The sequence below is a fragment of the Arthrobacter sp. PTI12 genome (assembly GCF_056679915.1).
Genome location: NZ_CM155256.1, coordinates 220,626 through 246,653, shown reverse-complemented (window position 1 = coordinate 246,653; position 26,028 = coordinate 220,626). Strand labels below are relative to the sequence as shown.

General features: G+C 64.0%; 23 protein-coding genes. 10 read left to right on the top strand and 13 right to left on the bottom strand.

Annotated features, from left to right (window positions below; translation table 11 throughout):
• Positions 1-1,503 carry a fumarylacetoacetate hydrolase family protein gene (locus AC1MBU_RS01180; protein WP_277357518.1) on the bottom strand — a complete coding sequence of 501 codons (1,503 nt, stop codon included), beginning with the start codon at positions 1,501-1,503 and terminating at the stop codon, positions 1-3.
• Between the two features lie 240 nt (positions 1,504-1,743).
• Here AC1MBU_RS01180 and AC1MBU_RS01175 point away from each other — a divergent pair, with 240 nt between their 5' ends.
• Together AC1MBU_RS01175 and AC1MBU_RS01170 are read left to right on the top strand one after the other, a co-directional pair.
• Complete coding sequence (locus tag AC1MBU_RS01175) at positions 1,744-3,636, top strand: FAD-binding monooxygenase (protein WP_479788232.1); 1,893 nt, start codon at positions 1,744-1,746, stop codon at positions 3,634-3,636.
• A 362-nt stretch (positions 3,637-3,998) separates the two neighbouring features.
• The gene (locus tag AC1MBU_RS01170; RefSeq protein WP_479788231.1) at positions 3,999-5,960 is read left to right on the top strand and encodes an FG-GAP-like repeat-containing protein; all 1,962 of its coding nucleotides are present in this window, start codon (positions 3,999-4,001) and stop codon (positions 5,958-5,960) included.
• 27 nt (positions 5,961-5,987) lie between these two features.
• On the opposite strand, the gene AC1MBU_RS01165 is transcribed toward AC1MBU_RS01170, so the two are convergent.
• The 10 genes from AC1MBU_RS01165 to AC1MBU_RS01120 all read right to left on the bottom strand — a co-directional run bounded on the left by AC1MBU_RS01165 (position 5,988) and on the right by AC1MBU_RS01120 (position 13,239).
• The gene (locus tag AC1MBU_RS01165; protein WP_479788230.1) at positions 5,988-7,025 is read right to left on the bottom strand and encodes a zinc-dependent alcohol dehydrogenase family protein; all 1,038 of its coding nucleotides are present in this window, start codon (positions 7,023-7,025) and stop codon (positions 5,988-5,990) included.
• Positions 7,026-7,052: 27 nt separating this feature from the next.
• Complete coding sequence (locus AC1MBU_RS01160; protein WP_479788229.1) at positions 7,053-7,496, bottom strand: PRC-barrel domain-containing protein; 444 nt, start codon at positions 7,494-7,496, stop codon at positions 7,053-7,055.
• Positions 7,497-7,711: 215 nt separating this feature from the next.
• A complete protein-coding gene (locus AC1MBU_RS01155) occupies positions 7,712-8,002 on the bottom strand; it encodes a type II toxin-antitoxin system RelE family toxin (RefSeq protein ID WP_277357513.1) in 291 nt (96 codons plus the stop codon).
• A complete protein-coding gene (locus AC1MBU_RS01150; RefSeq protein WP_277357512.1) occupies positions 8,002-8,265 on the bottom strand; it encodes a hypothetical protein in 264 nt (87 codons plus the stop codon). Before AC1MBU_RS01150 ends, AC1MBU_RS01155 begins: the two co-directional genes overlap by 1 nt.
• A 53-nt stretch (positions 8,266-8,318) precedes the next feature.
• Positions 8,319-8,600 (bottom strand): hypothetical protein, encoded by a 282-nt coding sequence (locus AC1MBU_RS01145; protein WP_277357511.1) that lies wholly within the window; start codon positions 8,598-8,600, stop codon positions 8,319-8,321.
• Complete coding sequence (locus tag AC1MBU_RS01140; RefSeq protein ID WP_277357510.1) at positions 8,590-8,871, bottom strand: hypothetical protein; 282 nt, start codon at positions 8,869-8,871, stop codon at positions 8,590-8,592. Before AC1MBU_RS01140 ends, AC1MBU_RS01145 begins: the two co-directional genes overlap by 11 nt.
• Positions 8,868-9,125, bottom strand: coding sequence for a hypothetical protein (locus tag AC1MBU_RS01135; RefSeq protein WP_479788228.1), 258 nt, complete (start codon positions 9,123-9,125; stop codon positions 8,868-8,870). Before AC1MBU_RS01135 ends, AC1MBU_RS01140 begins: the two co-directional genes overlap by 4 nt.
• Positions 9,126-9,297: 172 nt before the next feature.
• Positions 9,298-10,713, bottom strand: coding sequence for a GntP family transporter (locus AC1MBU_RS01130; protein ID WP_479788227.1), 1,416 nt, complete (start codon positions 10,711-10,713; stop codon positions 9,298-9,300).
• A gap of 118 nt (positions 10,714-10,831) precedes the next feature.
• A complete protein-coding gene (locus AC1MBU_RS01125) occupies positions 10,832-11,734 on the bottom strand; it encodes an NAD(P)-dependent oxidoreductase (protein WP_479788226.1) in 903 nt (300 codons plus the stop codon).
• 50 nt (positions 11,735-11,784) lie between these two features.
• Positions 11,785-13,239, bottom strand: coding sequence for a four-carbon acid sugar kinase family protein (locus AC1MBU_RS01120; RefSeq protein ID WP_277357506.1), 1,455 nt, complete (start codon positions 13,237-13,239; stop codon positions 11,785-11,787).
• 131 nt (positions 13,240-13,370) lie between these two features.
• Here AC1MBU_RS01120 and AC1MBU_RS01115 point away from each other — a divergent pair, with 131 nt between their 5' ends.
• From AC1MBU_RS01115 to AC1MBU_RS01080, 8 genes are all read left to right on the top strand, one after another.
• On the top strand, positions 13,371-14,072 hold the full coding sequence (locus AC1MBU_RS01115; RefSeq protein WP_056545251.1) for a FadR/GntR family transcriptional regulator: 702 nt from the start codon (positions 13,371-13,373) through the stop codon (positions 14,070-14,072).
• Positions 14,073-14,113: 41 nt separating this feature from the next.
• Complete coding sequence (locus tag AC1MBU_RS01110; RefSeq protein WP_479788225.1) at positions 14,114-16,405, top strand: beta-galactosidase; 2,292 nt, start codon at positions 14,114-14,116, stop codon at positions 16,403-16,405.
• Between the two features lie 293 nt (positions 16,406-16,698).
• A complete protein-coding gene (locus AC1MBU_RS01105) occupies positions 16,699-17,994 on the top strand; it encodes an ABC transporter substrate-binding protein (RefSeq protein ID WP_428831024.1) in 1,296 nt (431 codons plus the stop codon).
• Positions 17,995-18,051: 57 nt separating this feature from the next.
• Positions 18,052-19,176, top strand: a complete 1,125-nt coding sequence (locus tag AC1MBU_RS01100; protein WP_277357504.1) for a carbohydrate ABC transporter permease — start codon at positions 18,052-18,054, stop codon at positions 19,174-19,176.
• A complete protein-coding gene (locus tag AC1MBU_RS01095; protein WP_479788224.1) occupies positions 19,173-20,072 on the top strand; it encodes a carbohydrate ABC transporter permease in 900 nt (299 codons plus the stop codon). Before AC1MBU_RS01100 ends, AC1MBU_RS01095 begins: the two co-directional genes overlap by 4 nt.
• Entirely contained in the window at positions 20,072-21,571 is a 1,500-nt protein-coding gene (locus AC1MBU_RS01090) for a GH1 family beta-glucosidase (RefSeq protein WP_479788223.1), read from the top strand. The genes AC1MBU_RS01095 and AC1MBU_RS01090 overlap by 1 nt, the downstream gene beginning before the upstream one ends.
• 50 nt (positions 21,572-21,621) lie before the next feature.
• On the top strand, positions 21,622-22,641 hold the full coding sequence (locus tag AC1MBU_RS01085; RefSeq protein WP_428831011.1) for a LacI family DNA-binding transcriptional regulator: 1,020 nt from the start codon (positions 21,622-21,624) through the stop codon (positions 22,639-22,641).
• Positions 22,642-22,657: 16 nt separating this feature from the next.
• Positions 22,658-23,734, top strand: coding sequence for a Gfo/Idh/MocA family protein (locus tag AC1MBU_RS01080; protein ID WP_479788222.1), 1,077 nt, complete (start codon positions 22,658-22,660; stop codon positions 23,732-23,734).
• Here the strand turns inward: AC1MBU_RS01080 and AC1MBU_RS01075 are convergent.
• Positions 23,724-24,764 (bottom strand): N-acetylglucosamine kinase, encoded by a 1,041-nt coding sequence (locus AC1MBU_RS01075; RefSeq protein WP_479788221.1) that lies wholly within the window; start codon positions 24,762-24,764, stop codon positions 23,724-23,726. The genes AC1MBU_RS01080 and AC1MBU_RS01075 overlap by 11 nt on opposite strands.
• Entirely contained in the window at positions 24,752-26,023 is a 1,272-nt protein-coding gene (locus tag AC1MBU_RS01070; RefSeq protein WP_479788220.1) for a 6-phospho-beta-glucosidase, read from the bottom strand. The genes AC1MBU_RS01075 and AC1MBU_RS01070 overlap by 13 nt, the downstream gene beginning before the upstream one ends.
• Positions 26,024-26,028: the final 5 nt, after the last annotated feature.

Here is a 26,028-nt window from a genome sequence, read left to right as displayed (position 1 = left end):
TCAACCACCTGATGCTCCTTCCGAAGCTGAGGCCGCCCACTCCTGGTATTTCGCTTTCCACTCCGGGTTCATCGGAAAAAGCCCGTCAACGCCGTTGCCCTGCTTGACCATCTCGAAGATGAAAGTCTCTTCCTTTTCCTGCTGGATGCAGTCCTCGACGAGGTCTTCGGCCAGGGCCGGTGGGATTACGATGATGCCGTCGGAATCAGCCACGATGATGTCTCCGGGCTGCACGGTGGCTCCGCCGCATGCAATGGTGATGTCCGTGTCCCACGGAATGTGCCGGCGGCCTAAGACCGCGGGGTGGGGATTGGCGAAGTAGGTTGGCATATCAAGATCAGCGACGGCCGAGAAGTCCCGGACGCCGCCGTCCGTGATGATGGCTGCCGCACCGCGTACCTGGGCGCGCAGGGCCAGGACGTCACCCACTGTTCCCGTGCCCTTCTCGCCGCGTGCCTCCATAACGATGATCTCGCCGCCGTTCACTGAATCGATGGCGCGCTTCTGCGCATTGAAGCCGCCCCCATGGGTTTTGAAGAGGTCTTCACGATTGGGCACAAAACGCAGAGTGCGGGCCAGGCCCACAACCCGGCGGTCCGGGCGCGTGGTCTGCAGACCGTCGATGCTGACGTTGTTCAGACCGCGCTTGCGCAGCTGGGACGACAGGGTAGCGGTGGCAACGCTTTCGAGTTTTTTCCTGAGTTCCGGCGACAGTGCCTGCCTGCTCGGTTCCAAACCGGCGGCCTCGCGTGATCCGTACGCCTCTTCACGCTGGGCGTCATCCGCCTTGGGCTGCGCGCCGAAGTCCGCGAACGGCGCGGTTCCCTCCACCACTCGGGTAGTGAGCTTGCCGCTGCTGTAGCTGCCGGCGGTGACCTCGATCTCGACGACGTCACCGGGCTGGGCGACTGACGCTCCGGCGGGCGTGCCGGTGAGGATTATGTCGCCCTCCTCCAAAGTGAGGAGCTGCGAGAGGTCCGCAACGAGCTGGGCAAACGGGAAGAGGAGGTCCTCGGTGGTGTCATCCTGCACCAGGTCACCGTTGTGCCAGGTGCGCACCCGCATTGCGGCGGGATCGACCTCACCCGCGGGGATGAGCTGCGGCCCGACGGGGGTGAATCCGTCACCGCCCTTGGAACGGAGATTGGAGCCTTTGTCTGCGTAGCGGAGATCATAGACGCCCAGGTCATTGCTTGCGGTGATCCACTCCACGTGGCTCCAGGCGTCCTCCAAGCCGACCCGGCGTGCCGGCTTGCCGATGATGAGGGCGATTTCCCCTTCATAACCGAGCAGTTCGCAGCCGGCCGGGCGTTCGACCGAACCGGGCGCTTCGGAGGATCCCACCGCGAGCGACGACGGCGGCTTGAGGAAGTAGGAGGGCTTCTGGGGGGTGCGCCCACGCTGCGCGGCGCGGCTCGGGTAGTTGATGTGGACGGCGATGACCTTGCGGGTGCGGGCAAGGAGCTGGGTGCTTGCTTCGGTGGTCTGTGACTCCGTTGTCATGCCGCGTACTCCTCATTAGATCCAGGTAATGTTTCGATGTACGAAATCGTATACGATAACTCTGTCTTGTGAAGTGCGGCACGTCAACCCCCGTTCACGTGTTCGGAACGGTTGTGCTGTGCATCATGTTCGTCGTACAGTTTTGGCACCGTCATTCGATTATAGAAATAGCTGTTCAGATAGTGAACACGGTGACGGGCATCCCCAAAAGTTTCACAAAGAAGTGAGTGAGGACAGCGCGTGCACTTCCATCATCATGGCTACGTCTCCGGTGATCCACGTGTCCAGGCGGCAGCCGGCGTCGGCGTAGATCGGCCCGAGGAGTTGCCGGAGGAGGTCGATGTCCTGATTGTCGGCAGCGGTCCGGCCGGCATGCTTGCCGCTGCGCAGTTGTCACAGTTCGCGAATATCACCACGCGTTTGGTGGAGCGCCGCCCAGGGAGGCTCGCAATTGGGCAGGCGGACGGTATCCAGGCCCGTAGCGTTGAGACTTTCCAGGCCTTTGGGTTCGCCGAGCGCATCATCGCCGAGGCGTACCGGATCACCGAGATGGCGTTCTGGAAGCCGGATCCGGCGGATCCTTCACGCATCATCCGAACGGCTCGCCCGCTCGATGACCCGACGGGCATCAGCGAGTTTCCACACCTCATCGTCAACCAGGCGCGGGTGCTGGACTACTTTGCTGAGTTCATGGCAAACGCACCTACCCGCATGACCCCGGACTATGGACTCGATTTCCAAAGCCTTGAGGTCGATGAAGGCGGAGAGTACCCCGTGACCGTCACCCTGCTTCACACCGCCGGGCCCCGCGAAGGGCAGGAGCGCACGGTCCGCGCCAAGTACGTGATCGGGGCGGACGGAGCACGCAGCAAAGTCCGCCAGGCGATTGGGTGCACGCTCGCCGGTGATGCGGCGAACCACGCATGGGGCGTCATGGATGTCCTCGCCGTCACCGACTTCCCGGACATCCGGCTCAAGTGCGCCATCCAATCCGGTACGGGCGGAAGCATCCTGCTCATTCCGCGCGAAGGGGGCCATCTGTTCCGCATGTACGTGGACCTCGGTGAGGTGGACGCGCACACCAAGGGTGACATCCGCAGCACCACCATCGAGGAGGTCATCGAGAAGGCCAACGCAATTCTGCACCCTTACACGCTCGATGTCCGCAACGTCGCCTGGAACAGTGTTTACGAGGTTGGCCACCGACTCACGGACAGGTTCGACGACGTCCTTCCGGAGGACATTGGAACCCGCACCCCGCGCGTCTTCATCACCGGAGACGCCTGCCACACACACAGCGCCAAAGCCGGCCAGGGCATGAACGTCTCCATGCAGGACGGCTTCAACATCGCCTGGAAGCTCGGCCATGTGCTGGAAGGCCGGAGCAAGGAAAGTCTGCTGTCCACCTACTCGGCGGAACGCCAGGTGGTTGCGAAGAACCTCATCGACTTCGACAAGCAGTGGTCCTCGCTCATGGCGAAGAAGCCCGAAGAGTTCGAGGACCCCACCGAACTCGAGAACTTCTACGTCCGAACCATGGAGTTCCCCGCCGGATTCATGACGGAGTACTCGCCGTCGATGATCGTTGCCGAGGCAATACATCAGGAACTGGCAACCGGCTTCCCCGTGGGCAAGCGCTTCAAATCTGCACCGGTAGTCCGGGTGTGCGACACCAACCCGCTTCACCTCGGCCACCATGCAACGGCTGACGGTCGTTGGCGGATCTACGTCTTCGCGGACGAGCCACTGCCGGGCAATCCATCGAAGGTAACCAACTTCGCCGAGTGGCTGACGAACTCACCGGAGTCACCGCTCGCACCAACGCCCGAGGGAGCCGACCTCGACGCGTGGTTCGACGTCAAGGTGATCTATCAGCAGGACCACCAGAGCATCGACATCAACGCCGTGCCAGCGGTCTTCAAGCCGGAAGTCGGGCCGTTCAAGCTGAACTACCTGGAGAAGGTTTTCGGCACCGACCAGGCGGAGGACATCTTCGAGCTGCGCGGGCTGGACCGTGGCGGCGTCGTCGTCGTTGTCCGCCCCGACCAGTACGTGGCCAATGTGTTGCCTCTGACGGCGACGGCGGAGCTGGGCGAGTTCTTTGCGGGAATGTGGGCGGGCGTGCCGCGCTGAATGTTGTCGCTACTGCTGCAACCTACTGAGTAGATATTTGTGCATGTAGGGTAACTCGAAGTCGACGAAGGCTGAATCGTTTCCAGGTCGACGTTATTGCCTTCCTTATACCGCGTGGTCTGAATGTAAATTTGGAGGTACCCACGCTTTGTCTACCTGCGCGCGCACTGTCCCGTTGATCACGCGTTCCAGCTTAAGGTGAGTCGGGGGCGTGCGCGGCACCTGTCGATTCGAGCATGCGGGCCGAGCGCTCGTCGTCGAACTATTCCCTCACTGATCCCAGCCGATATACACTACGCGCGGGGGAAGCAACCGGGCGTCCCACTGCCCGGTTTTCCGGGGGTCTCACTTCGAGGAAGCCAATGAGCCGTCCCCGTCTTGTCCGTGCTACGGCCACCGTTGTCGCGGCACTGATCGCCAGCCAATTTCTCAGTCTCCCGGCTGACGCTGATTTCCAGCCTGCCGTCCCGCAAGAGACCGTAGAGTCGGAAGCTCTCACCTCGCCGACACTGGTGCTCGAATCGAACGCCGGGCACGTAGTGAATTCCACGCTCACCATACAGCCGGGCGACTGGAGCCCCCTCCCTGCCGACCTCGCCTACTCATGGACACGCGACGGCCGCATCATAGACGGCGCCGCCAGCGCCAGCTACACGCTGACCGATGAGGACTTGCACAGATTTATTCAGGGCTTCGCCACGGGCAGAGACGAGAGCGGCACCTTGCTTGCCCGCGCGACTGAGCAGATTGGCCCGATAAGACCCGCTCAAATGCTCACCCACCGGGGACCCGTAATCACCGGTATCCCGCAGGTAGGTTCCACGCTTGCGGAGGTTGGACCGGAATGGGGGCCCGCACCGGTTACACGAGCTCACCAGTGGTTGCGGAACGGAGCAGAAATTCCGGGAGCGACGGAATCTACCTACATTCCGGTGGAAGCAGATATCGGCGCGAACATCAGTGTCCGAGTGACGGGATCGAAACCCGGATATGTCACCGCGGTTCAGCAATCCAGCAGCACGGGCCAAGTGCAACCGGAAGGCTTTTCGGTAACGGTCCCGACGATCCTGGGCACTGCCAAGGTTGATCAAACACTGACCGTCGTACCAGGGATATGGTCCCCTGCACCGGAAACGTTCACTTATCAGTGGAACCGCAATGGCGTCCCGATCGCCGGCGCCACCGCAGAGAAATTTACGACGACGGCTGCCGACTACATGAAGTACCTCACCGTCACGGTGACTGCGACCAAAGAAGGTCTCCCGCCGACCTCGCTGACATCCGCTCACACAGGCATTCATCGCGGGGAATTTATCTCGCCCGTTCCCACCATCGCGGGAGCCCCTCGCGCCGGCAGTACCCTCTCGGCTATCACTGGCGACTGGACGCCGGGAGCGACTCTCTCGATCCAATGGCAGCGTAACGGGGCCGACATCACCGGGGCGATCAGCGCTGACTACACCTTGCAGCGCGTTGACATCGGAGCCGCGATATCCGTGAGAGTAACCGCCACCAAGGCGGCATACTTTCCATACTCGACATCTTCCAAGCCCACACCTTTCATTACCGGCACCCTGAAGGAGTTTTCCGGCGACGGCCATTCAGACGTGCTCGCGCGTGACTCCGCGGGAAGGCTGTGGCTGTATGCCGGAAACCCACTGGGTGGATGGAAGCCCCGGAAGCAGGTGGGTTCCGGCTGGAACGTTCTCACCAGCATCGTTGCACCCGGCGATTTCAATGGGGATGGCTTTGCGGACGTGCTCGGCCGGGATGTCAAAGGCGGCCTGCACGTATATCCCGGAAACGGTGCAGGCGGTTGGGAGCCGCCCGCCGCTGTCGGCTCCGGTTGGAATGCGATGACCAGCATCATTGCACCAGGAGACTTCGATGGTGACGGCAACGCTGACGTGCTGGCGCGTGATCGGCAGGGCGCTCTCTATCTCTATCCCAGTGACGGCTGGCACTGGTGGCTTCCGCGGGTGCAGGTTGGTACCGGGTGGAACGCTATGACTGCGATCCTCGGGCCGGGCGATTTCAGCGGTGATGGCAACGTGGACATCCTCGCACGCGACGCCAGTGGATACCTTTGGCTCTACCCGGGCAACGGAGCCGGTGGGTGGAAGACTCGTGTGAAGGCCGGTTCAGGGTGGAACGGATTCACCAGCATCCTAGTCCCCGGTGACTTCGACGGAGACGGGCATGTCGACGTGATGGCGCGCAGCTCCGACGGAGCGCTCTGGCTGTATCCAGGTAACGGAGCCGGCGGCTGGAAGGCCCGTTCCAAGGTCGGTTCCGGATGGAACATTTTCAGTACAATCCTCTGACCGGACCACGTCCACCCACCTGAATCGTCACCGCCACGGATCGATGATCGTCATCCCCGCGGGCTTGGCCCGATCGAACCCGGGCAACAGGAAAGCGGCCTCCGCGAGTCCAACGGTGCGTTCAATCAACAGGTCCGGCCGCAGCGAACCTTCCTCGATGAGCGCCATCATTCCCGGATAGTCGGCGGCGGCCATGCCATGGCTGCCCAGCAGATCAAGCTCCCACGCAATCACCCGTGCCATCGGAACGCGGGGATTGCCGCCAACTGGAGGCAGCAGCCCGATCTGCACATGCCGGCCCCTGCGCCGAAGACTCAGAATGGCGTCAGCGCAGGTCTGCTCACTGCCCACCGCATCAATGGCGACGTGGCTTCCGCCGTCGGTCAGTTCAGCAACAGCGGACGGGATGTCACCGCCGTCGGCCGTGAGAACGTGCTCCGCGCCGAGGGCGGACGCCACGGCAAGGGCCTCGGCGTGACGGTCAACGGCGATCACACGTGCGCCTACCGCGCGTGCGATCATCACCGCGCTCAAACCCACACCGCCCGCACCTACAACGGTCACCCACTCGCCGGGTCTAACCTGCGCGCGGCTGACCAGCGCGCGGTACGCGGTAGCGAACCGGCAACCCAGGCTGGCCGCCGTCGTGAAATCTATCCCTTCGGGAATGGCCATCAGATTGGTATCGGCAGCATACAGGCCGACGTACTCGGCGAAAGATCCCCAGTGTGTGAAGCCCGGCTGCTGCTGGTTGGGGCACACCTGGGCATTTCCGGTCAGACACCATTCGCACCGGCCGCAGCCGCACACAAAGGGGACCGTCACACGGTCACCGGCCTTCCACCGGACGACGTCGGCGCCTACCTCGGTGACGATGCCGGCAAGCTCATGGCCGGGAACGTGGGGAAACGCTATGTCCTCGTGGCCCGCCCAAGCATGCCAATCACTGCGGCACAAACCTGTTGCCATCACTTTGACCACGACGCCGCCCGGAGTGACCGCTGGAGCCGGTACCTCCCGAACATCGGGCCGGCCCTGAACCTGGTCGAAAACTACTGCGCGCATCCTCGGAGTCTAAGCGTGGAATCGCCCTTACTTGTCCGCAGAGCGGTCAGGCGGAACAGGCGGGTAGTACGGGAAGGTCGGGTAGGCGTATCCGGCGCCCCAATACGGCAGGTATCCGTAGTACCCGTACACGTCCTCGTAGTAGGAGGCCTCGTCGACGAGCTCAGGATCATAACCTGGAGCTCCGGCGACCAGTTCGCGGGACTGGTCAATCGTGACCTCATCGGCAATACGCGTGATCGCCTCGACCGGGATGAACGACTTCTCCTTGCCGATCCCGAGGAATCCACCTGAGGCGACCACCAGGAAGCGAACCTTTTTCTCGGCGTCGTCAATCAGCAGTGCATCGATCTGCCCCAGATCTTCGCCGTCCTTGTCCTTGACGTTGAGTCCGCGGATGTCTTCCTCGGCGGTCACCGTCTGATCGCTGTCGCTTAGCTTGATCAGTTTGGCGGGGTTGTTCGTAGCCATGTGCCTCTCCTACTCTCGGTTTCCTCTATGGATTCGGTGAGTCGGAACCCGACCGGGGCTGTCAGCCCCACTTCCCACCGAATCACGGGCCGGAGGATCAGGCAAGGGCGCGGTCAGATGTATGGCACGTCTACGCGCCACGGAGAATCCCGGAGTAGTCCAGCGAGGGGCGAAGCTTCGCTACTGGATAGCTACGTAACGTCCAGCAATCTCGCTCAGCGCCCTAGATGACGCCGCAGCTCCTGATGGATTTCGTTCCGCTCGTTGATGACAATCACAAGTATGAGTAGCTCGCCGCCGTCTACGCGGTAGCAGATCCTGTAGTTGCCTACTCTGATACGGAATATGCCGGAGTAGCCCTTGAGTTGTTCGCATCCGGGCGGATGAGGTGATTCCGCCAGGCTTTGAATCGCTTCTTCAATATTCTGCGCATCGGACGGCTGTTGTCTCACTAACTTGGACAAGAATTTGTCTGCTGAACGAAGGAGCGCAATGGAGTAAGTCACTATGCGGGGTTAGCGCCACTGCGGCGGATGAAGGGCACTCGCTCGTCCTTCCCGGAGTCAAGGTTTGCGAGGGCGATTTCAACGCTCCTCGCGTCGATAAGATCCTCCAGTTGTTCGAGCAACTCGGCAGATGCTGCCGGCACCACGGCTGCGGCGCGATGCCCGTGTTTGGTGAGGTAGGTGGTCTCGCCGCCGAATTCTGCACGAGCGGTCACGGCGCTGAGTGCAGCCCGGCCCTGACTTACCGTCATGTCTGTGGTCATGTACAAATTGTACATCGCCACGCTGAAACGAGATGGCCCAGGACTAGCCGGAGCTAACGACGACGACGGCCGAGCACGAACCCGCCGACGCCCGCCGCCAGCGCCACTCCGGTGCCGAGCAACACCCCTCCCATCGTGGGACTGAGCAACAGCGGCCCATTGCTCAGGACGCCGTTCGAGGTGATGTGGAATTCCTGGCCCTGCCCTCCGACAAAACCGAAGTCCTGCGTGGGAGCCGGCTGGGAACCGATCACCAGAAACACGCCAAGAACCACCAGCAGCGCTCCCACAGACAACACCGCGATCGCTTTCCGCCAACCGGAATCAGTCCGCATCCGGAGCCTCCCTCGCGAGCCGGCCGCCGTAGGCGCCGGCGCTGATCATCAGGCCGCCCAGCACCAGCAGGCCAGCGGCGGTGGTGAGCAGATCGGAGGAGGAGGCGCCGTCGTCGTACGCGATCACGAGCTCCGAACCGTACGCGATGCTCGCTTCAGACTGAGCGGTGGGAAGCGGGAGAGCGGCTGGCGGCCGGCCAAACAGCAGCGACACTCCGGCCAGTATCAGGAGCGCGGCGACCCCCAGCAGCGAGATCAGCAGCGGCCTCATGTGCCGCGCCGTCCCCGCAGGTAACCGAGGGCTCCGGCGCACAGGATGAGACCCGCTCCGGCGAGGGACGCTCCGAAGATTTCACCCGCAGTCGGGTCGGGTGCTACGACGGCGTTGTTTGCCAACGGTGCATAGGCGAACCAGCCGAACGTCGCAGGCGGCGCGGTGGCCCCGGCAACAAGAACGAGCACAAGCCCGACGACGGCGATGCCAAAACCGGCTGCAATCAGCCGGTTGGCGCGGATCCAGTTCATTTCCCCCCTCGGCGCCCCTCCACAAGGAGCGGACTGTTCCGAACAATAACGGGTGGGAGAGCGGATGACTACAACTGATCCGATAACAGTTTTGCCATCCGATAGCGGAAGGCCGCTATCGGATGGCAAAAAAGCTAACGGGAGGCGCGAACGGTATCGCGCGAAGGTGAAACTAGACCGCGAACCCGCCCACGAGCGTCCACGCCACAAGGGTGAGTAGGAAGCCGGCAACGCCGAGGATGGTCGTCAGCACGGTCCAGGTCCGAAGGCCATCCGCCACGGAGAGGCCCAGGAAGCGGGTAACAATCCAGAAGCCGGAGTCATTCACATGGCTCAAACCGAACGCTCCGAAACCAATCGCGATCAGGATGAGCGCCGTCTGCACGGGGGAGTAGCCGCCGGCCGCGACGGCCGCGCTGAGAAGTCCCGCCGTCGTGATGATGGCGACGGTTGCCGAACCCTGCGACGCACGCAGAACTGCGGCCAGGATGAACGCCATGATAATGATGGGCAGACCAACGGCAGCGAGACCCTCAGCCAGCGCCGTGCCGATCCCGGAAACGGTCAGCACCTTGCCGAAGACGCCGCCGGCGCCGGTCACGAGGATGACGATCGCGGTGGGAGCCAGCGCTGAATCCATGACCTCGCCGGTGTGCTGGGAGGACCAGCCGCGGCGGATGCCCAGGAAGTAGTAGGTCAGGCCCAGAGCCGTCAGCAGCGCGATCAGCGGTGAGCCGATGAAGCCGGCGAGGTCGCGGCCGAAGGTATCTTCGGGCAGGAGGATGGCGCCGACCGTCCCGACCATGATCATCAGGATGGGAAGCACGATCAGGGAGATGATCATCGCGGGGCTCGGCGCGGTGCGGACCTGCGTTGCTACTCCACCGGTGCCGCCGGACGCTGTGTCGCGCTCGACGTCGGACTCACCGGTACCGAAAAGCTTGAACTGGGCGGCGGTTGCGGGAAGCATCTCGTACTCGCGGCGGTTCAGCCTCTGCGCAACAAAGTAGCCCAGTACGCCGACTGGGATGCAGAGCAGCAGGCCCAGCACCGTGGTCCATCCGATATCCGCGCCGAGGATCCCGGCTCCTCCCACAACGCCGGGGTGCGGCGGAACAACCACGTGGATGGCGAGCATGATGGCGCCCACCGGCAGGCCGAACTTGACCGGGTTCACGCCCGCAGCCTTCGCGAATCCGTAGATGATCGGCACGAGGATGATGAAGCCGACATCGAAGAACACGGGAATGGCCAGCAGGAACGCCGCGGAGGTCAGTGCTGCAACCACGCGGCGCGGGCCGAGCACCGAGGTGAACTTCCCCGCCAGCGCCTGGGCGCCGCCGGAGATTTCGATCATCTTGCCGAGCATGGCACCGAGGCCCACGAGGATCGCGACGTTGCCGAGCGTTCCACCCATACCTTCAGTCACGGTGCTGACGATGTCGCCGAGCGGAATGCCCGCAACCAGCGCCACCAGCACGCTCACCACCAGCAGCGCGAGGAACGCCGGAATCTTGAACTTGATAACTCCCACGAGTAGCAGGGCAACGCCCGCTACTGCAATGGCGAGGAGAGCGAGAGGGCTCATAAGGGGTGTCTCCTATGACAACGGGAGCCTCGCGGTGAGGCTGCTAGTAAATACGACGACGGCGGGAGCCGCCTGAGAGCGAACGGTGCGCTCAGTGATGGTGCAGTGAGCGACGACGTCAGGCGCTGCGCCTCGTGGGCGCAACAACTCGGATGACGGCGGAATCATCCGCAGCGGCGAGGCCCTGGGCCTGACCGAGAAGGTAGAGCTGTTCAGCCGCGGCCGCGACCGGCGTCGCCAGCCCGGCGCCCCGCGTGGCTTTGCCGACAATCCCCATGTCCTTGACGAAGATGTCGAGCCGGCTCAGTACTTCGGCGCCGTCCTCGCTGTAGGCCTCGAGGATCCGCGGGCCGCGGTTGGAGAGCATGAAGGATCCGGCGGCTCCAGCCTCGAGGGCGGCCAAGGTTTTCTGCTGGTCGAGGCCAAGGGCGTCGGCCAGTGCCATCGCCTCAGCGGCAGCGGCAATGTGAACGCCGCACAGCAGCTGGTTCACCGTCTTCAGGGCCTGGCCGTCGCCCGGCTTGTCGCCGACGATGCTCAGCGTTGACGCCAGCAGCTCCAACACCGGGCGGGCCGCTTCCACAGCCGAAGGGTCGGCGCCCACGACGATGAGCAGGTCCCCCTCCCCGGCCCGCTTCGGTCCGCCGGACAGCGGCGCGTCAACGAGGGCAACGCCGAATTCCGCGAGACGCGAGACAGTGCCGGCGATCGCCTCGGTGCCGACGGTGCTGGTAAGAATGACGACGGCGCCCGGCTTCAGCGCTGCGGCGACACCGTTTTCGCCGAACAGGACCTCGGTGAGCTGCTCGCCGTTACGGACGGCCAGCAGGAGGGCGTCGGCGCCGTGCGTCGCGTCCCGCCCGGAAGCGAAGGTGTGCACACCGGCGTCGTTCGCCAGCTTGAGCCGCTCCTCGGCGATGTCGAAGCCGTGCACGGTCAGCTGTGTTGCGAGTCGGGTTGCCATCGGCAGCCCCATCGCGCCGAGGCCGAGGACGGTGACCTGGTAATCAGTGGTGCTCATCTGTATCTCCATTGGTACGTACTGGGTTGAACTGTGCAGTGGGAAAGCCGTCAGAAGGTGACGCTGAGGGTGCGCGTCACGTCTGCGAGGGAGCGGTCGTCGCCGACGTTCCCCGCGAAGACGATGTAGGGGATGCCCTTGGCGGGGCCGTCAACGGGCGCCCAGAGGCTCACGATTCCGGGCAGCATGGGACCGCGCACAATCGCGTGGCGGATCTCGAGGCCGTGGGCTGCAACATCGGATGAGGTGATGCCGCCCTTTGCAATGACGAAGCGGGGAGGGAACGCCTTCAACGTCCGGTTGACGACGTCGACGACGGCGGCAGAAACGGTGCGCGCAATGCGCAGGCTCTCGGCCGGGTCATCGGCGCGCACCAGGAGCCGACTGGTGTGCACAATGACGTCCGCGCCGTTGAGGGCGGTGCTGACGGTGTCCACGACCTCGTCGAGGTAGCGGTCCGCCTCAGCGGTGAACAGGCGCTCGACATCGATCTCCACGATGCGGGCTGCGCTGTGCTCGGTGGTCAACACGTTCAACTGTCGTGTGGTCACGCCCACGTGGGAGCCGACAACAATAAGGCCACCCGCAGTGCCCGGGCTGGTACCGGCGAACGCTTCGTCACTGGTGAGCGGCTCGCGGACATCCTGCCCGATGCGTGCGCGCATGAACGGCGGGCCCACCCGGTACAGCAGGCGCTTGCCGCGCCGCTCAGCTTCGGCGAGGCCGAGCGAGAGCGCGCGGAGATCGTTCTCGGTGACGATGTCCGCGACGATCGGAGTGGAGCCGGTAGCGCCGTCGAGCGCGTCGGCGATGGCTGTCGCTGAAAACTCCGGATCGCTGGTTTCGCTGCCGGCCCGGATGATGTTCAGGTCGAGAACGATCACGTCACCGGAGGAGAACCGCCCGCCGGACTTCTCCTCCACATACTTCGGCAGCGCGGAGTTCGTGAAGCCGAAGGTTGCGTCCTTCGCAAATTCGGTCTCGGCGACCGGAATGAGTTCGTCATCGCTTCCGCGCGTGTAGTGCACTCCGCCGATGGTGATGCGGCCGGCGTCGGGAAAGGCGGGGATGATGACGACGCCGTCGGTAGCTTCACCGGACATCTCGGCCACGGTGGCGGCAATAACGTCCGGCTCCAGCGGATAGTGCCCTCGTAGGGTGGAGTCGCTGCGGCTGACGAAACTCACGCGAAGGTCGGATCCTAGTCGGGTAGAGGCGTCGAGCGCGTTGCGGACCACTTCCTCATTGCGGGCGGCGGCTTCCGCGGGATCAAGGCTTCGGGTGTTGGTTAGCACGTACACCGCAGGCTTTCCCTCGCCGAACGCCCAGGTGAAATCCTCGGTCTCCCAGCGGGTGAGGACCGGCAGATCCGAGACCGACTGCGTGCCGGTGGGGTCGTCGTCGAGCACTACAAAGATGCGGTTCTCAAGCGTTTGCGCCACCGCGTCGGCGGATACGGCGAGCTCGGCCGGGTAACCGGCGAGGAGGTTCGTCTCGGTAGTCACTGTGCACTCCGTTGTGTATAGCTGGCCTTTATTCTAAATGTAAGATGTCAGACATCTTGCATATCGATTAGTGTGACACAGGCCATGCAGACACGCAAGTACACTTGGCTGGTTACTGGAAGAGGGGGAGCATGGCACGCAAATCGCTGGTCGATGAAGTTGCTGATGAACTGCTCGACCGCATCGTTGCCGGTGAATTCCCGCCTGGATCAGGTGTCCCCGGCGAACTGGAGCTGAGCGCGCGGCACGAGGTCAGCCGCATGACCGTCCGCGAAGCGATGAAGACTCTTGTGGCACGCCGGATTCTCCGCGTGGAGCGTGGGCGGGGGACGTTCGTGAACCCGCTGAACCAGTGGTCGTCCCTTGAAGCTGTGCTGCGTGCCGCGTCGGAGGGCCAGGAGGATGCTGCGGTGGCCGTCCAGCTGATCGAATTGCGGCGCATGCTCGAAACCGGCGCCGCCGAACTCGCCGCGAGCCGCATCACCGCCGAGGAACTCACCGAGATGGACGGGCAGCTGGCGCAGATGCGCGCCGCCCATGAAGAGAACGACGTCGACCGCTTCGTCGCTGCCGATCTCGCCTTCCATGATCTGATCCTGCATGCGTCCGGAAACGTGTTTGTTGCGGTGCTGTTTGAGCCGCTGACCCGGATCCTTGCCTCCCGGCGCGCGCAGACCTCGAAGGTGGTCCAGATTCAAATCAACGCCATTGCCGAGCACGCCAACATCATGGACGCCATGCGCTCGCATGACACCGAACGCGCCCGGCTGGCCATGGATCGGCACATGGAGCAGACGCTCAATGATCTGTTGGCGTACGTCCTGGAACCCTGACATTGTTGCTCGGTGCGCGGAATGCGCTTACCGTCGAAACCATGCCCGCCCTGAAGATCTCCCACGTTGGCTGGGACGCTCCCGAAACCCGCCCGCGGATGGCCAACGACGTCGACGCCCGCCCCGGCTTAGCGCTCACCAACCGCAGCATTCTCCGGAACGGTGAACCGTGGATTCCCGTCACCGGCGAGATGCACTACAGTCGCCAGCCGCGCGAACGCTGGGCCGATGCGCTGCGGCTGATGAAGGCGGGCGGCATCAACGTCGTCGCCACCTACATCTTCTGGATTCATCACCAGCCGGAGGAACACGGCACTCCAAGCTTCGAGGGCAACCTCGACCTCGCGGCGTTCGTGCAGCTGTGTGAGGAGATTGGGCTCGAGGTCATCCTTCGCCTCGGCCCGTGGTGCCATGGCGAGGTCCGCAACGGCGGTCATCCGGACTGGGTGGTCAACGCGGACTACACCGAACGCACCAACGATCCCCGTTACCTCGACGCCGTCAGAACCTGGTTCGGGCAGATCGGCGGAGAGGTGGCCGGGCTGTGCGGCAGTGACGGCCCGGTGATCGGCATCCAGCTTGAGAACGAGATCTATGACAGGCCCGACCACATTCTCGCCCTCAAGGACATCGCCCGGGAGAGCGGGCTCTTCGCGCCACTGTGGACTGCGACGGCGTGGGGCAGCGCGGACATCCCGGTGGGCGAGGTGTTCCCGCTCTACGGCGGCTACTCGGACGGCTTCTGGGTGGATACGGATCAGGGCTGGGATGAGAGCTTCCGGGCCCACTTCACCTTTTCCCACCAGTGGGATGACCCTGGAATCGGCAAGGACCTAGCGGGTGAGAGCTGGACCGGCGTCGTCGGCGCCAAGCATCCCGACTTCCCGGCCGCCACCTGCGAACTCGGCGGCGGAATGGCGAAGGCCTACCACCGGCGTCCGGCGCCGACCGCACGGGATATTGCCGCCGTCGCGCTCTGCAAGCTCGGCAGCGGGTCCACCTGGCAGGGCTATTACATGTTCGTGGGCGGCACCAACCCGCGCAAGGGCCTGCAGGAGTCCCACGCAACCGGCTACCCGAACGACCTGCCGGAACTGAACTACGACTTCGGCGCACCCGTCGGCGCCCACCTCCAGATTCGGGAAAGCTTCCACCGGCTGCGGAACCAGCACTCCTTCCTGGAGGCTTTCGGCTCCCGCCTCGCGGCGATGAATGCCACCATCCCGGAAACTGACGACGATGAGGGCGGCCTGCGCTGGTCACTGCGCAGCGACGGTGGGAGCGGCTTTGTTTTCATCAACAATCACCGGCCGCATGAGCCGTTGCCTGCCCGGACCGGCGTGCAGTTCGAGATCGGATTGGATGACCGGAGTGTCCTGTTGCCGCACCGGCCGGTCGATCTCCCGGCCGGGGAGTTCCTGTCCTGGCCGGTGCAGCTGGAGGTGGCAGGCGTCGTCGTCCGGTGGGCCACGCTCAACGTGCTGACCGTGCTTGAAGCCGAGGGGGACCCGCCGGTCTTGGTGCTCGCCGCGAATGACGGCGTCGATGCCCACCTGGCGGTGCCGGGCGGGTACAAGGTTGAGGGCCATTCCAGTGTGCCGGTGGGCGGGGAGCGGGTGCTCGAAGACCTTCGCCCGGGTTTCTTCACCCTGACCAGTGAGAGGGGTGGGCGGTTGCGCGTGCTGGTTCTTTCGGCGTCCCAGGCGCTGGAAGCGTGGACGCCCACTGTCAGCGGCCGTCGTCGTCTGGTGCTTTCGTCTGCCCCTGTGGTGGAGCGGGATGGCGGACTTGCGGTGTATGCGCACCAACCCGGCACCGTGGCCGTATTCCCTCCCACGGGAGAAGCGGACGACGACGGTTTCTCGCGCGACCCGTTCACCGTATCGTCCGAGGCGCACGAAGTGACGATCACGCGGACAGCTCCCGCTTCCGCACCGCCGGCACGGCCCGTAACCGTACCGGGGCGCGCCTCCGCGCCGTCCCCCGATGACTTCGCTGCGCATGCCGCCCGCTACACCATCAGCGTTAGCGGCCAGGCGACGGCAGGGGAGCGCTCCCTGCTGCGCCTTGAGCTGGTGGGTGACACGGCGTCGTCGTTGTTTGAAGGCCGCGAGGAAGACGTCTTCTGGGACGGTTCGGTGTGGGACATCGACATCACGCCGGCTCAGGACACCGACCGGCGGGTGGTCGAGGTGGCCGTGTACCCGCTGACGGCTGATACGCCTACCTGTCTTCCGGAAGCGGCGCAACGGATCAAGGCATCCCTGGCGGAGCCGTCAGCGGAGATCTGCAGCGCCTCGGTGCTCACGGGTAGGCTCACGCCGCTGACATAGCGGCTAGTCAGGCGGGTGCACGCGGTCCCGCACCGGGGCTGTCAACAGCTCTAGCCCGACGGCGCCGCGATGGGCCCAGAATTCTTGATGGAGCGCTCTATTGACATGTGACCCAGGTCATCTGTAGATTGACTGAACCGCCGATGGAGCGCTCCATCAAACTTTCGCACCATTCTCCACGCAGGCTAATCGCGTCCGTTTCCAGAAGGCCAGCCAGTGGAATCCAGCACGCCCTTTCCCCATCGAAGCACGCACACAAAGGAGTGACCGTGAGCCTTTCACGACGCACCAAAATGATCACCGCCCTCACCGGCACTATGACCCTGGCATTCGTTGCCACGGGCTGCGGCAGCAGCAGCGATGAACCGGCCAGCGCCGAGAACCCCATCGAGTTGTCCATCACCACCTTCGGCAACTTCGGCTATGACGATCTGTATGCCGAATACGAAGAAGCCAACCCCGGCGTAACCATCGAGGCCAACAACATCGACGGCAGCGCCAACGCCCGCGTCGATGCGTTCACCAAACTCGCAGCCGGATCGGGTCTGAGCGACGTCGTCGCCGTCGAGGAGGGCTGGCTCGGCCAGATCATGGAGGTGTCTGACCAGTTCGTGGACCTCAATGAGCACGGTGCCCAGGACATCAAGGAGAATTGGGTGGACTGGAAGTTCGAGCAGGGCACCGATCCCAACGGCCGCGTCATCGGCTACGGCACCGACATCGGGCCGCAGGCACTGTGCTTCAACCAGGACCTCTTCGAGGCAGCAGGTTTCCCCACGGACCGCGAAGAAGTTGCTGAACTCTTCGGCGGCGACGACGCCACCTGGGAGACCTACTTCGACCTGGGCCGGCAGTACAACGAGGCCACCGGCAAAGCCTGGTATGACCAGTCTGCGTTCGTGTGGAACTCCATGGTGAACCAGATGGAGGAGGGCTACTACACGGCCGACGGCGCGCTGAACGTCGAGGGTAACGAGGCCATGCGCGCCAAGTTCGACCTCCTCGCAGCCGGCACAGCCGACGGGCTGTCCGCCAACCAGAAGCAGTTCGACTGGGGCAAGGGCAAGGCTTTCGTTGACGGCTCCTTCGCCGTGCATGTCTGCCCCGCGTGGATGCTCGGCACCATTCAGGAGCAGCTCGAATCCGCAGGCGGAGGACCCGAGAGCGGTTGGGACGTAGCTGACGTCTTCCCGGGCGGCGCTTCCAACTGGGGTGGAGCTTTCCTCTCCGTTCCTGAAAGCTCGGAACACCCGGCAGAGGCAGCCAAGCTGGCAGCATGGCTGACCGCCCCGGAGCAGCAGGTCAAGCAGTCCGCCGCAGCGAACAACTTCCCCAGCACCATCGAGGCACAGCAGCAGATTGTGGAAGACGCCGTACCCAATGAGCTCTTCAATGACGCTCCCTACGGTGCCATCTTCGCCTCACGGGCCGAGGGCGTCGTCGCGCAGTTCAAGGGTCCGAAGGACTCGGTGATTCAGGAGAACGTCTTCGCGCCGGCACTGAAGATCCTCGATACAGGCTCCGGTACGGCTGACGAAGCCTGGAACGAAGCCGTCAAGCTCCTCAACGAGCTCGTCGTCAACAACTAGCACACCGGCCGTGGGGCCTCCGGAGTACCGGAGGCCCCCTCATGGACTGGAATCGTCATGACCACGACACTGAATCGACCGGCAGCCGGGACTCCCGCTGCCAGCAAGACCGCACCGACCTTCCGCCAGCGCCTGAATGTTTTCGATGTGAAGGCGTCGCCGTACCTCTATATAGCCCCGTTCTTTCTCCTGTTCGGGCTCGTGGGGCTGTTCCCCCTCGGCTACACCTTTGTTGTCTCCCTCTTCGACTGGCATCTGTTGAAGGGTCAGGGCGAGTTTGTGGGACTGCAGAACTTCGTCGAGGTACTGCAGGACAGGTTCTTCTGGAACTCACTGTTCAACACCGTGAGCATCTTCCTGCTCTCCACCATCCCGCAACTGGTGGTCGCAACCGCCATTGCGGCCGTCCTGGACCAGAATCTGCGGGCCAAGACGTTCTGGCGCATGAGCATCCTGCTCCCCTACATCGTTACTCCGGTAGCGGTTGCCATGATCTTCGCGAACATGTTCGGCGAGCAGTACGGGCTCATCAACAACATTCTGGCGAGCATGGGCATTGACCGGATCATGTGGATGAACGAGACCCTGCCCAGCCACATCGCCATTGCCACCATGGTGAACTGGCGCTGGACCGGCTACAACGCCCTGATTCTCCTCGCAGCCATGCAGGCCGTGCCGCGGGACATCTATGAATCCGCCGCCATTGACGGCGCCGGGCCATTCCGCCGCTTCTTCAGCATCACCCTGCCGAGCATCCGCCCCACCATGATCTTCGTGGTCATCACCGCAACCATCGGTGGCCTGCAGATCTTCACCGAACCCAAGCTCTACGATCCCAGGAGCGCCGGTGGAACCGCACGTCAGTTCCAGACCACCGTCCTCTACCTGTGGGAAATGGCGTTCCAGCGCCAGAACTTCGGCAAGGCTGCGACCATCGCGTGGCTCCTGTTCCTCATCATCGTCCTGTTCGGCATCGTGAACTGGCTGATCTCGCGCCGCATTGCAACCACGGGAGACGAACGCGGCTCTCGCCGCGGGGCACTCAGCCGGCGCAGGAAGAAGTCCTCGGCTCCCGCCGTCGTACTCCCTGCCGTCGGAACGCAGCCGCCGGCACCGTCGGGGGAATCAGCGGCTGGAAACCCAGCCAGCACAGACGACGCGACCACAAGGAGTGGAAAATGACCGTCATCGACAGGACGCAGACCACCGATCGCAAGAAAGGTACGCGCCCGCCGGCTCTGCGGAGAAAGCTGCTCGGCAACGGGTACCGTCCCGGGTTCCTGACCTACGGGTTGCTGTTTGCCTTCTTCCTCGCCTCGGCGTACCCGCTGTGGTGGTCCGTCATCATCGGCAGCCGGTCCAATTCGGCACTCGCCGGAACCTGGCCGCCGCTCCTGCCCGGCGGCAACTTCTGGAGCAACGCCGGCGAAGTCTTCGACACCATCCCGTTCTGGCTGGCGCTGGGCAACAGCGTCCTGATCTCGGGAATCATCACCGTTTCGGTGGTGTCCTTCTCGACCCTTGCCGGCTACTCCTTCGCAAAGCTTCGCTTCAAGGGGCGCAACGGTCTGATGGTCGCGGTGATCGCCACCATGGCGATCCCCACCCAGTTGGGCATCATCCCTCTGTTCATGATGATGCGGACCCTGGGCTGGACCGGCGAGATCGGCGCCGTCGTCATCCCCACGCTGGTGACGGCGTTCGGTGTGTTCTTCATGCGTCAGTACCTGGTGGACGTCATTCCCGATGAGCTGATCGAATCCGCGCGCATGGACGGGGCATCCATGATCTCCACGTTCTGGCACGTGGCGCTTCCCGCCGCGCGGCCGGCCATGGCGATTCTTGGGCTCTTCACCTTCATGACCGCCTGGACGGATTTCCTCTGGCCATTGTTGGTGCTCGACGCCGGCAACCCCACCCTGCAGACGGCGCTGAGCCAACTGCAGGCCGCCCGGTACGTCGATTACTCGATCGTGCTTACCGGTGCGGTTCTCGCGACACTTCCCCTGCTGGTGCTCTTCGTCATCGCAGGCCGACAACTCATTTCAGGAATCATGCAAGGAGCAGTGAAAGGCTAATGCCACTCGACGCAACCCGCCCCCTACCCATCAGCGGTGAACCCGTATCAGGAAGCGCGGCCAGAACCTGGCCGGAGGGGTTCCTCTGGGGATCAGCCACCGCAGCAGCGCAGGTTGAAGGAGCAAGCCACCAGGGCGGTAAGGAAGATTCCGTCTGGGACGCCTTCGCCCGTGTACCCGGGGCTATTGCCCACGGCGACACCCTGAAGGACGCGGTCCAGCACTATGACCGCATGCCCGAAGACGTCCGCATCATGAAGGAGCTCGGGCTGGGCTCCTACCGGTTCTCCACCAGCTGGGCGCGCGTCCGGCCGGGGGACCGTGGGCCAAACCCGGAAGGCCTGGACTTCTACTCCCGGTTGGTGGATGAACTGCTCGACGCCGGGATCCTCCCCTGGCTGACCCTCTACCACTGGGACCTGCCGCAGGCCCTTGAGGAGAAGGGCGGCTGGGCCAACCGGGACACCGCGTACCGCTTTGTGGACTACGCGAACGACGTCTATTCGGCGCTGGGCGACCGGGTGCAGCACTGGACGACCTTCAACGAACCCTTCTGCTCCTCCCTGCTTGGGTACGCTGCCGGAGTGCATGCGCCGGGCCGGCAGGAACCGAGTGCTGCCGTTGCCGCTATTCACCACCAGCACCTCGCGCACGGCCTCGCTGTCAACACCCTGCGCTCTCGGGGGGCCGAGCAGATCGGCATCACGCTGAACCTGAGCAACTCGATCCCGAAGGACCCAACGGACCCCATTGACCTCGATGCCGCGCGCCGGTTCGATTCCCTGCAGAACCGGATCTTCCTCGACCCGATCCTGCGCGGGGAGTACCCCGAAGACACCCTCGCGGACCTCGAGCAGTTCGGCATCCGGGACGTCATCCAGTTCGGTGACCTGGAAATCATCGGAACGCCGATCGACTTCCTTGGCGTCAACCACTACCACGACGACCTCATCAGCGGTCACCCGACCGGGGGCGGCGACGGCCACTCCGGCGGCACCACCCGCAAGACGTCCTCATGCTGGATCGGCTCTGAGGACATCGCCTTCCCCAGCCGCGGCCTGCCGCGCACGGCGATGAACTGGGAAGTGAACCCGGACGGGCTCCGGAAACTGCTGGTCCGCCTCGGCGAGGAGTACCCCACCCTCCCACCGCTGTACGTGACGGAGAACGGTGCAGCCTACGACGACGCCGTCAGCAGCGACGGCGCGGTGCATGATACCGAGCGAACCGCGTTCGTACTCGACCACATTGCCGCCGTCGGTGAGGCAATCGATGCCGGCGCGGACGTCCGCGGCTACTTCGTCTGGTCCCTGCTCGACAACTTCGAATGGTCGTGGGGCTACGGCAAGCGCTTCGGGATTGTCCGGGTGGATTACAACTCCTTTGAACGGACCATCAAGGACAGCGGCCACGCCTACCGGCAGCTGATCAGCTCCGCGAGGGCCAATGGGGAGGTGGAACAGTCAAGGGTGCAGGTGCTCACGCCGTCAGGAGCCTGAGCCAACCTAGACTGGACCCACAGGTTCCAGCACCATGCACGGAGATGATTGTGAAGACAGACGCAAGCCGGTCGCGGCCCGCGCCGACCCTCGAAATGGTGGCCGCGCTGGCCGGCGTCTCACGATCAACGGTGTCCCGGGTGGTCAACGATGCACCGAACGTTGACCCGGACATTGTGAAGTCCGTCCAGAGCGCCATCTCCACACTGAACTACATTCCCAACCGCGCTGCCCGTTCGCTTGCGAGCAGGCGCACCAACTCGGTTGCAGTGGTGGTTCCGGAGTCCACCTCGAAAGTGTTTGCCGACCCGTTCTTCGCCACCCTGGTGGAAAGCATCGCGCAAACGCTGGTGGAGACGAAGTACACGCTGAACCTGATCGTCTCGTCTGAAGCAAGGCCTGAAAAGACCAGAAGCTACCTGTTGGGCGGGAACGTTGACGGTGCGCTGGTGGTCTCCCACCACAGCGGGGACCACTCCTGGACGAGAATCAGCGATTCGCTCCCCGTGGTCTTCGCGGGACGTCCTTTCCGGGGTGAGGGTGACAGCTACTACGTCGAGGTGAACAACCAGGCCGCTGCGGCACGCGCCGCACAACACCTGGTTGACGCCGGACGCACCTCCATCGCCACCATCGCCGGTCCGCAGGACATGTACCCGGGGATCGACCGGCTGCGCGGCTGGGAGACTGCCCTGCGATCAGCCCGGCTGGACACCTCGCTGGTGGAAGTCGGCGACTTCACGCAGGCCTCCGGCAGGGAGGCGATGCGGCGGCTCCTGGACCGCGGGCAACGGATCGACGGGCTCTTTGCGGCCAACGACCAGATGGCGGCCGGTGCCTGCTCGGTGCTCACCGACCGGAACATCCGCATCCCGGCGGATATCGCCGTCGTCGGCTTCGATGATGACTCCTTTGCCACCTCCGTAACGCCCGCCCTGACTACCATTCACCACCCCATCGTCGAAATGGGACACCGGATGGCCGAGATCCTCCTCGCACTGATCGAGGGGGAGCCGGCGGACCGCGTGAACCTGCTGCCCACCTCGCTGGTGGTCAGGGACTCCGCCTAACCTTCCAAGGAAACCCATGCGCCAACACATCCTGCCCGTTCCGCCCTGCGCTGAGCCCGGAGCTGACCCGCTGAAAGCCACCGGGAAGAACCTGCGCTGGGGCGTCGTGGCCCCGGGCACCATAGCCCGACGGGTTACTGCAGACCTGGCGCTACTGGAAGACTCAGTGCTGCACGCGGTGAGCTCCCGCAGTGAAGCGAATGCTGCCGGCTTCGCCGCCGACTTCGGCTTCGCAACCAGCTACTCCGACACGAAGGGCGTGAGCGGTTATCAGCAGTTGTTCAATGACCCGGATGTGGACGTGGTCTACGTTGCCACGCCGCATAGCCAGCACCGCGAGGTGGCAGAAGCGGCGCTGACCGCGGGCAAGCACGTCCTGTGCGAGAAGCCTTTCACCGTCAACGCTGCGGAAGCCCGGGCGCTCGCCGACGTCGCAGCGGCCAACGGCGTCTTCCTGATGGAAGCGGTCTGGACGCGCTTCCTGCCGAGCATCAACCGGGCGTGGGACATCATTGCCTCGGGGGAGCTGGGAGAGGTCCAGTGGGTCCAGGCGGACCTGGGTTTCGTGTCCGCTTACGACCGGAACTCCCGCCTCTGGGATCCGGCTGCCGGCGGCGGCGCGCTGTTGGATCTTGCGGTCTACCCGCTGACGTGGGCGCTCGGAGCGCTGGGGGTTCCTACCGGCGTCGCGGCCCAGGCAACCCTCACTGACGACGGCGTGGACATGCGGAACGCCCTGACGCTTTCCTATGAGAACGGGGCGAACGCCCACCTGATCACCTCGATCGTTGCCGCCTGTCCCGGCACCGCTACGGTGAGCGGAAACGCAGGCTGGCTGACTGCCTCCACCCCACAGTGCAATCCTTCCGACCTCACCATTACGACGACGGACGGACGATCCCGCGTCGAGTCCTTCGGCCAGGTGGGAAGCAATTATGTGTACCAGCTGCGCGAAGTCACCCGGTGCATCCAGGACGGACTGACCGAAAGCCCCACCATGCCGTGGGCTGACTCGGTTGCCACGATGGAGCTTCTCGACGACGTGCGCGGGCAGGTCGGCATCCGGTACGGGAGCGACCAGGTCACGGTGTAGTTCGCACGTTTCGCTGGAGCGGAATGGAGCGGCTATCGAGAGCTGACCGTGCGCGAGCCAATGCATCCGCCTCCGCACCGGCCACTTCGAGCGCCAGAAGGCCCGCTCCCACGATCGGGGGAGCGGTCACCAAATGCAGGTGGGTGCGGGGTGCCTGCTCCTCCAGACCTGACCTGATCCTGGTGAGGAGCCGGCTGTCGTTCGCAGCGAGCACCCCTCCGCCCAGAACAACGGGCACCGGAGCGTCAAGCAGATCGAGACGTCGAAGCGCAGTGACCGCCAGGACAACGATCTCATCGGCTTGGCGGTCAACCACTGACGCGGCGACGTCATCCCCGGCCGTCGAAGCTGTGAACAAAACGGGAGTGAGGTCCGCAACCGATCGCGCGGGGATTTTCCCGAGGTGGATGGATTCGATGACTTCGCGCACGGAGTTGAGGCTGTAGGCAGCGGGAACCAGCTCGTCCAGGGACGTCCGTGGCCCCCGGCCGTCTTCTGACCTGGCTGCATGCCACAGTGCAGCTGCGCCCAGGTCCCCTCCGCCGCCCCAGTCTCCGGACAGCAGGCCAAGGGCGGGAAACCGTGCCGTCCGGCCGTCAGCTCTCACTCCCACTGCGTTGATTCCGGTTCCACAGACAACCGCGACGGCATCCGGGCTGTCGGTTCCGGCCCTGAGGAGGGCAAAGAGGTCATTGTCGACGAACGCTCGTCTACCGCCTGCTCCTCCCGCCCAGTCATCTTCGGCGATGGCCGAGGAGAATTTCTCAATCTCGACCGGGAGGTCCATACCGGCGAGATAGACGTTTGTCTGCAGCAGCGGCCGGTTCCCGATAACCGCCATCGCCTCGGCAGCAAGCGCCCGGACCAACGCGACAGATGCGTCGAGGCCTACCGTCTGGGGATTCGCGCCACCGCCACGCGCGTGAAAGACCACCTCACCCTCAACCGAGAGCACTGCAAGGTCCGTCTTCGAACCGCCGCCGTCAACCGCTATAACAACAGGGCAGCCGGGCTGGTTCAACGGGCCCACGCCAGGTGCTCACGGTTGGCGGCAAGCAGTGCATCGGTGAGCTTCTCCGCCTTATCGAACTGGCCAACCAGCGGATGGGCGAGCATCGCCTTGAGCACCCGCTCCCTACCGCCGTGCAGTGCGGCGTCGAGGGCCAGCCGCTCGTAGGACGCCACGTGGCTGATCAACCCGGCTATCTCCTCCGGCAGCGTGCCGATCGGAGGCACAGCCAACCCACCGGACTGAATGACGGCAGGGACCTCGATCACGTGATCGTCCGGCAGGAAAGGCAGCGTGCCGTCATTGCGGACATTGACAACCTGAACATCGCCCCGCCCCGAGATCAGCGACGACATGAGGTCAACCGCTGCTTCGGAATAGAAGGCGCCGCCCCTCAGGGACAGTTCCTCCGGTTTGATGTCCAGCGCCGGGTCCGCGTACTTTCTCAGCAACGCATCCTCAACCTCCATGACAGCCTGCGCCCGGGATGGCTGGCTCAGCTGGTCCCGGAGCACCTCGTCGTGGACGTAGAAGTACCGCAAGTAGTAGGACGGCACAGCCTGCTGCAGGGACAACAAGGCGGGTGGTAGCTGCACCTCCCGCGCCACTTCCTCGAGATGTTCTCCGAGGATTCGGGGGAGGACGTTCACGGAGCCGCCATCCGTTTTCAGGTTGACGCCCAGTTCCCAGGTGAGGTGATTGAGACCCACATGATTCAGGGAAACGTTGCTGTAATCAGCGTCGAGGAGCGCTGCGAACCGACGCTGGAAACTGATGGCCACGTTGCACAGCCCCACGGCCCGGTGCCCGGCCTGGAGGAGTGCGCGCGTCACTATCCCGACCGGGTTGGTGAAATCGATGATCCAAGCATTCGGCTTCGCCTTCTCGCGGATGATTTCAGCGATTTGAAGTACCACAGGCACGGTCCGCAGCGCCTTGGCGAACCCGCCGGGGCCGGTGGTCTCCTGCCCCACACAGCAGGCTTCATGGGGAAACGTCTCGTCGCCATGGCGTGCGGCCTGCCCGCCGATGCGCAATTGCAGGAGAATGACGTCGGCGTCGCTGACCCCCTCTTCGACGCTGGAAGTGGTCCGAATCTTGCCGGAATGTCCCGCCCTCGAGAAGATGCGGCGGGAAAGACCTGATACCAGCTCGAGCCTCGACCCGTCGGGATCAACCAGCCAGAGCTCTTCGATGGGCAGCATCTCCCGGAGGCGGGCGAAGCCATCCACGAGCTCGGGCGTATAGGTCGACCCGCCCCCAACAACAGCAACTTTCATGGTCA

Excerpts from the sequence above, each read along its gene's own strand:
- AC1MBU_RS01180 (WP_277357518.1), bottom strand. The coding sequence starts at position 1,503 with ATGACAACGGAGTCACAGACCACCGAAGCAAGCACCCAGCTCCTTGCC.
- AC1MBU_RS01080 (WP_479788222.1), top strand. The coding sequence starts at position 22,658 with ATGCGCCAACACATCCTGCCCGTTCCGCCCTGCGCTGAGCCCGGAGCT.
- AC1MBU_RS01070 (WP_479788220.1), bottom strand. The coding sequence starts at position 26,023 with ATGAAAGTTGCTGTTGTTGGGGGCGGGTCGACCTATACGCCCGAGCTC.
- AC1MBU_RS01140 (WP_277357510.1), bottom strand. The coding sequence starts at position 8,871 with ATGAGGCCGCTGCTGATCTCGCTGCTGGGGGTCGCCGCGCTCCTGATA.
- AC1MBU_RS01170 (WP_479788231.1), top strand. The coding sequence starts at position 3,999 with ATGAGCCGTCCCCGTCTTGTCCGTGCTACGGCCACCGTTGTCGCGGCA.
- AC1MBU_RS01165 (WP_479788230.1), bottom strand. The coding sequence starts at position 7,025 with ATGCGCGCAGTAGTTTTCGACCAGGTTCAGGGCCGGCCCGATGTTCGG.
- AC1MBU_RS01100 (WP_277357504.1), top strand. The coding sequence starts at position 18,052 with ATGACCACGACACTGAATCGACCGGCAGCCGGGACTCCCGCTGCCAGC.
- AC1MBU_RS01105 (WP_428831024.1), top strand. The coding sequence starts at position 16,699 with ATGATCACCGCCCTCACCGGCACTATGACCCTGGCATTCGTTGCCACG.
- AC1MBU_RS01150 (WP_277357512.1), bottom strand. The coding sequence starts at position 8,265 with ATGACCACAGACATGACGGTAAGTCAGGGCCGGGCTGCACTCAGCGCC.
- AC1MBU_RS01110 (WP_479788225.1), top strand. The coding sequence starts at position 14,114 with ATGCCCGCCCTGAAGATCTCCCACGTTGGCTGGGACGCTCCCGAAACC.
- AC1MBU_RS01135 (WP_479788228.1), bottom strand. The coding sequence starts at position 9,125 with ATGAACTGGATCCGCGCCAACCGGCTGATTGCAGCCGGTTTTGGCATC.
- AC1MBU_RS01130 (WP_479788227.1), bottom strand. The coding sequence starts at position 10,713 with ATGAGCCCTCTCGCTCTCCTCGCCATTGCAGTAGCGGGCGTTGCCCTG.
- AC1MBU_RS01160 (WP_479788229.1), bottom strand. The coding sequence starts at position 7,496 with ATGGCTACGAACAACCCCGCCAAACTGATCAAGCTAAGCGACAGCGAT.
- AC1MBU_RS01115 (WP_056545251.1), top strand. The coding sequence starts at position 13,371 with ATGGCACGCAAATCGCTGGTCGATGAAGTTGCTGATGAACTGCTCGAC.
- AC1MBU_RS01145 (WP_277357511.1), bottom strand. The coding sequence starts at position 8,600 with ATGCGGACTGATTCCGGTTGGCGGAAAGCGATCGCGGTGTTGTCTGTG.
- AC1MBU_RS01125 (WP_479788226.1), bottom strand. The coding sequence starts at position 11,734 with ATGAGCACCACTGATTACCAGGTCACCGTCCTCGGCCTCGGCGCGATG.
- AC1MBU_RS01090 (WP_479788223.1), top strand. The coding sequence starts at position 20,072 with ATGCCACTCGACGCAACCCGCCCCCTACCCATCAGCGGTGAACCCGTA.
- AC1MBU_RS01095 (WP_479788224.1), top strand. The coding sequence starts at position 19,173 with ATGACCGTCATCGACAGGACGCAGACCACCGATCGCAAGAAAGGTACG.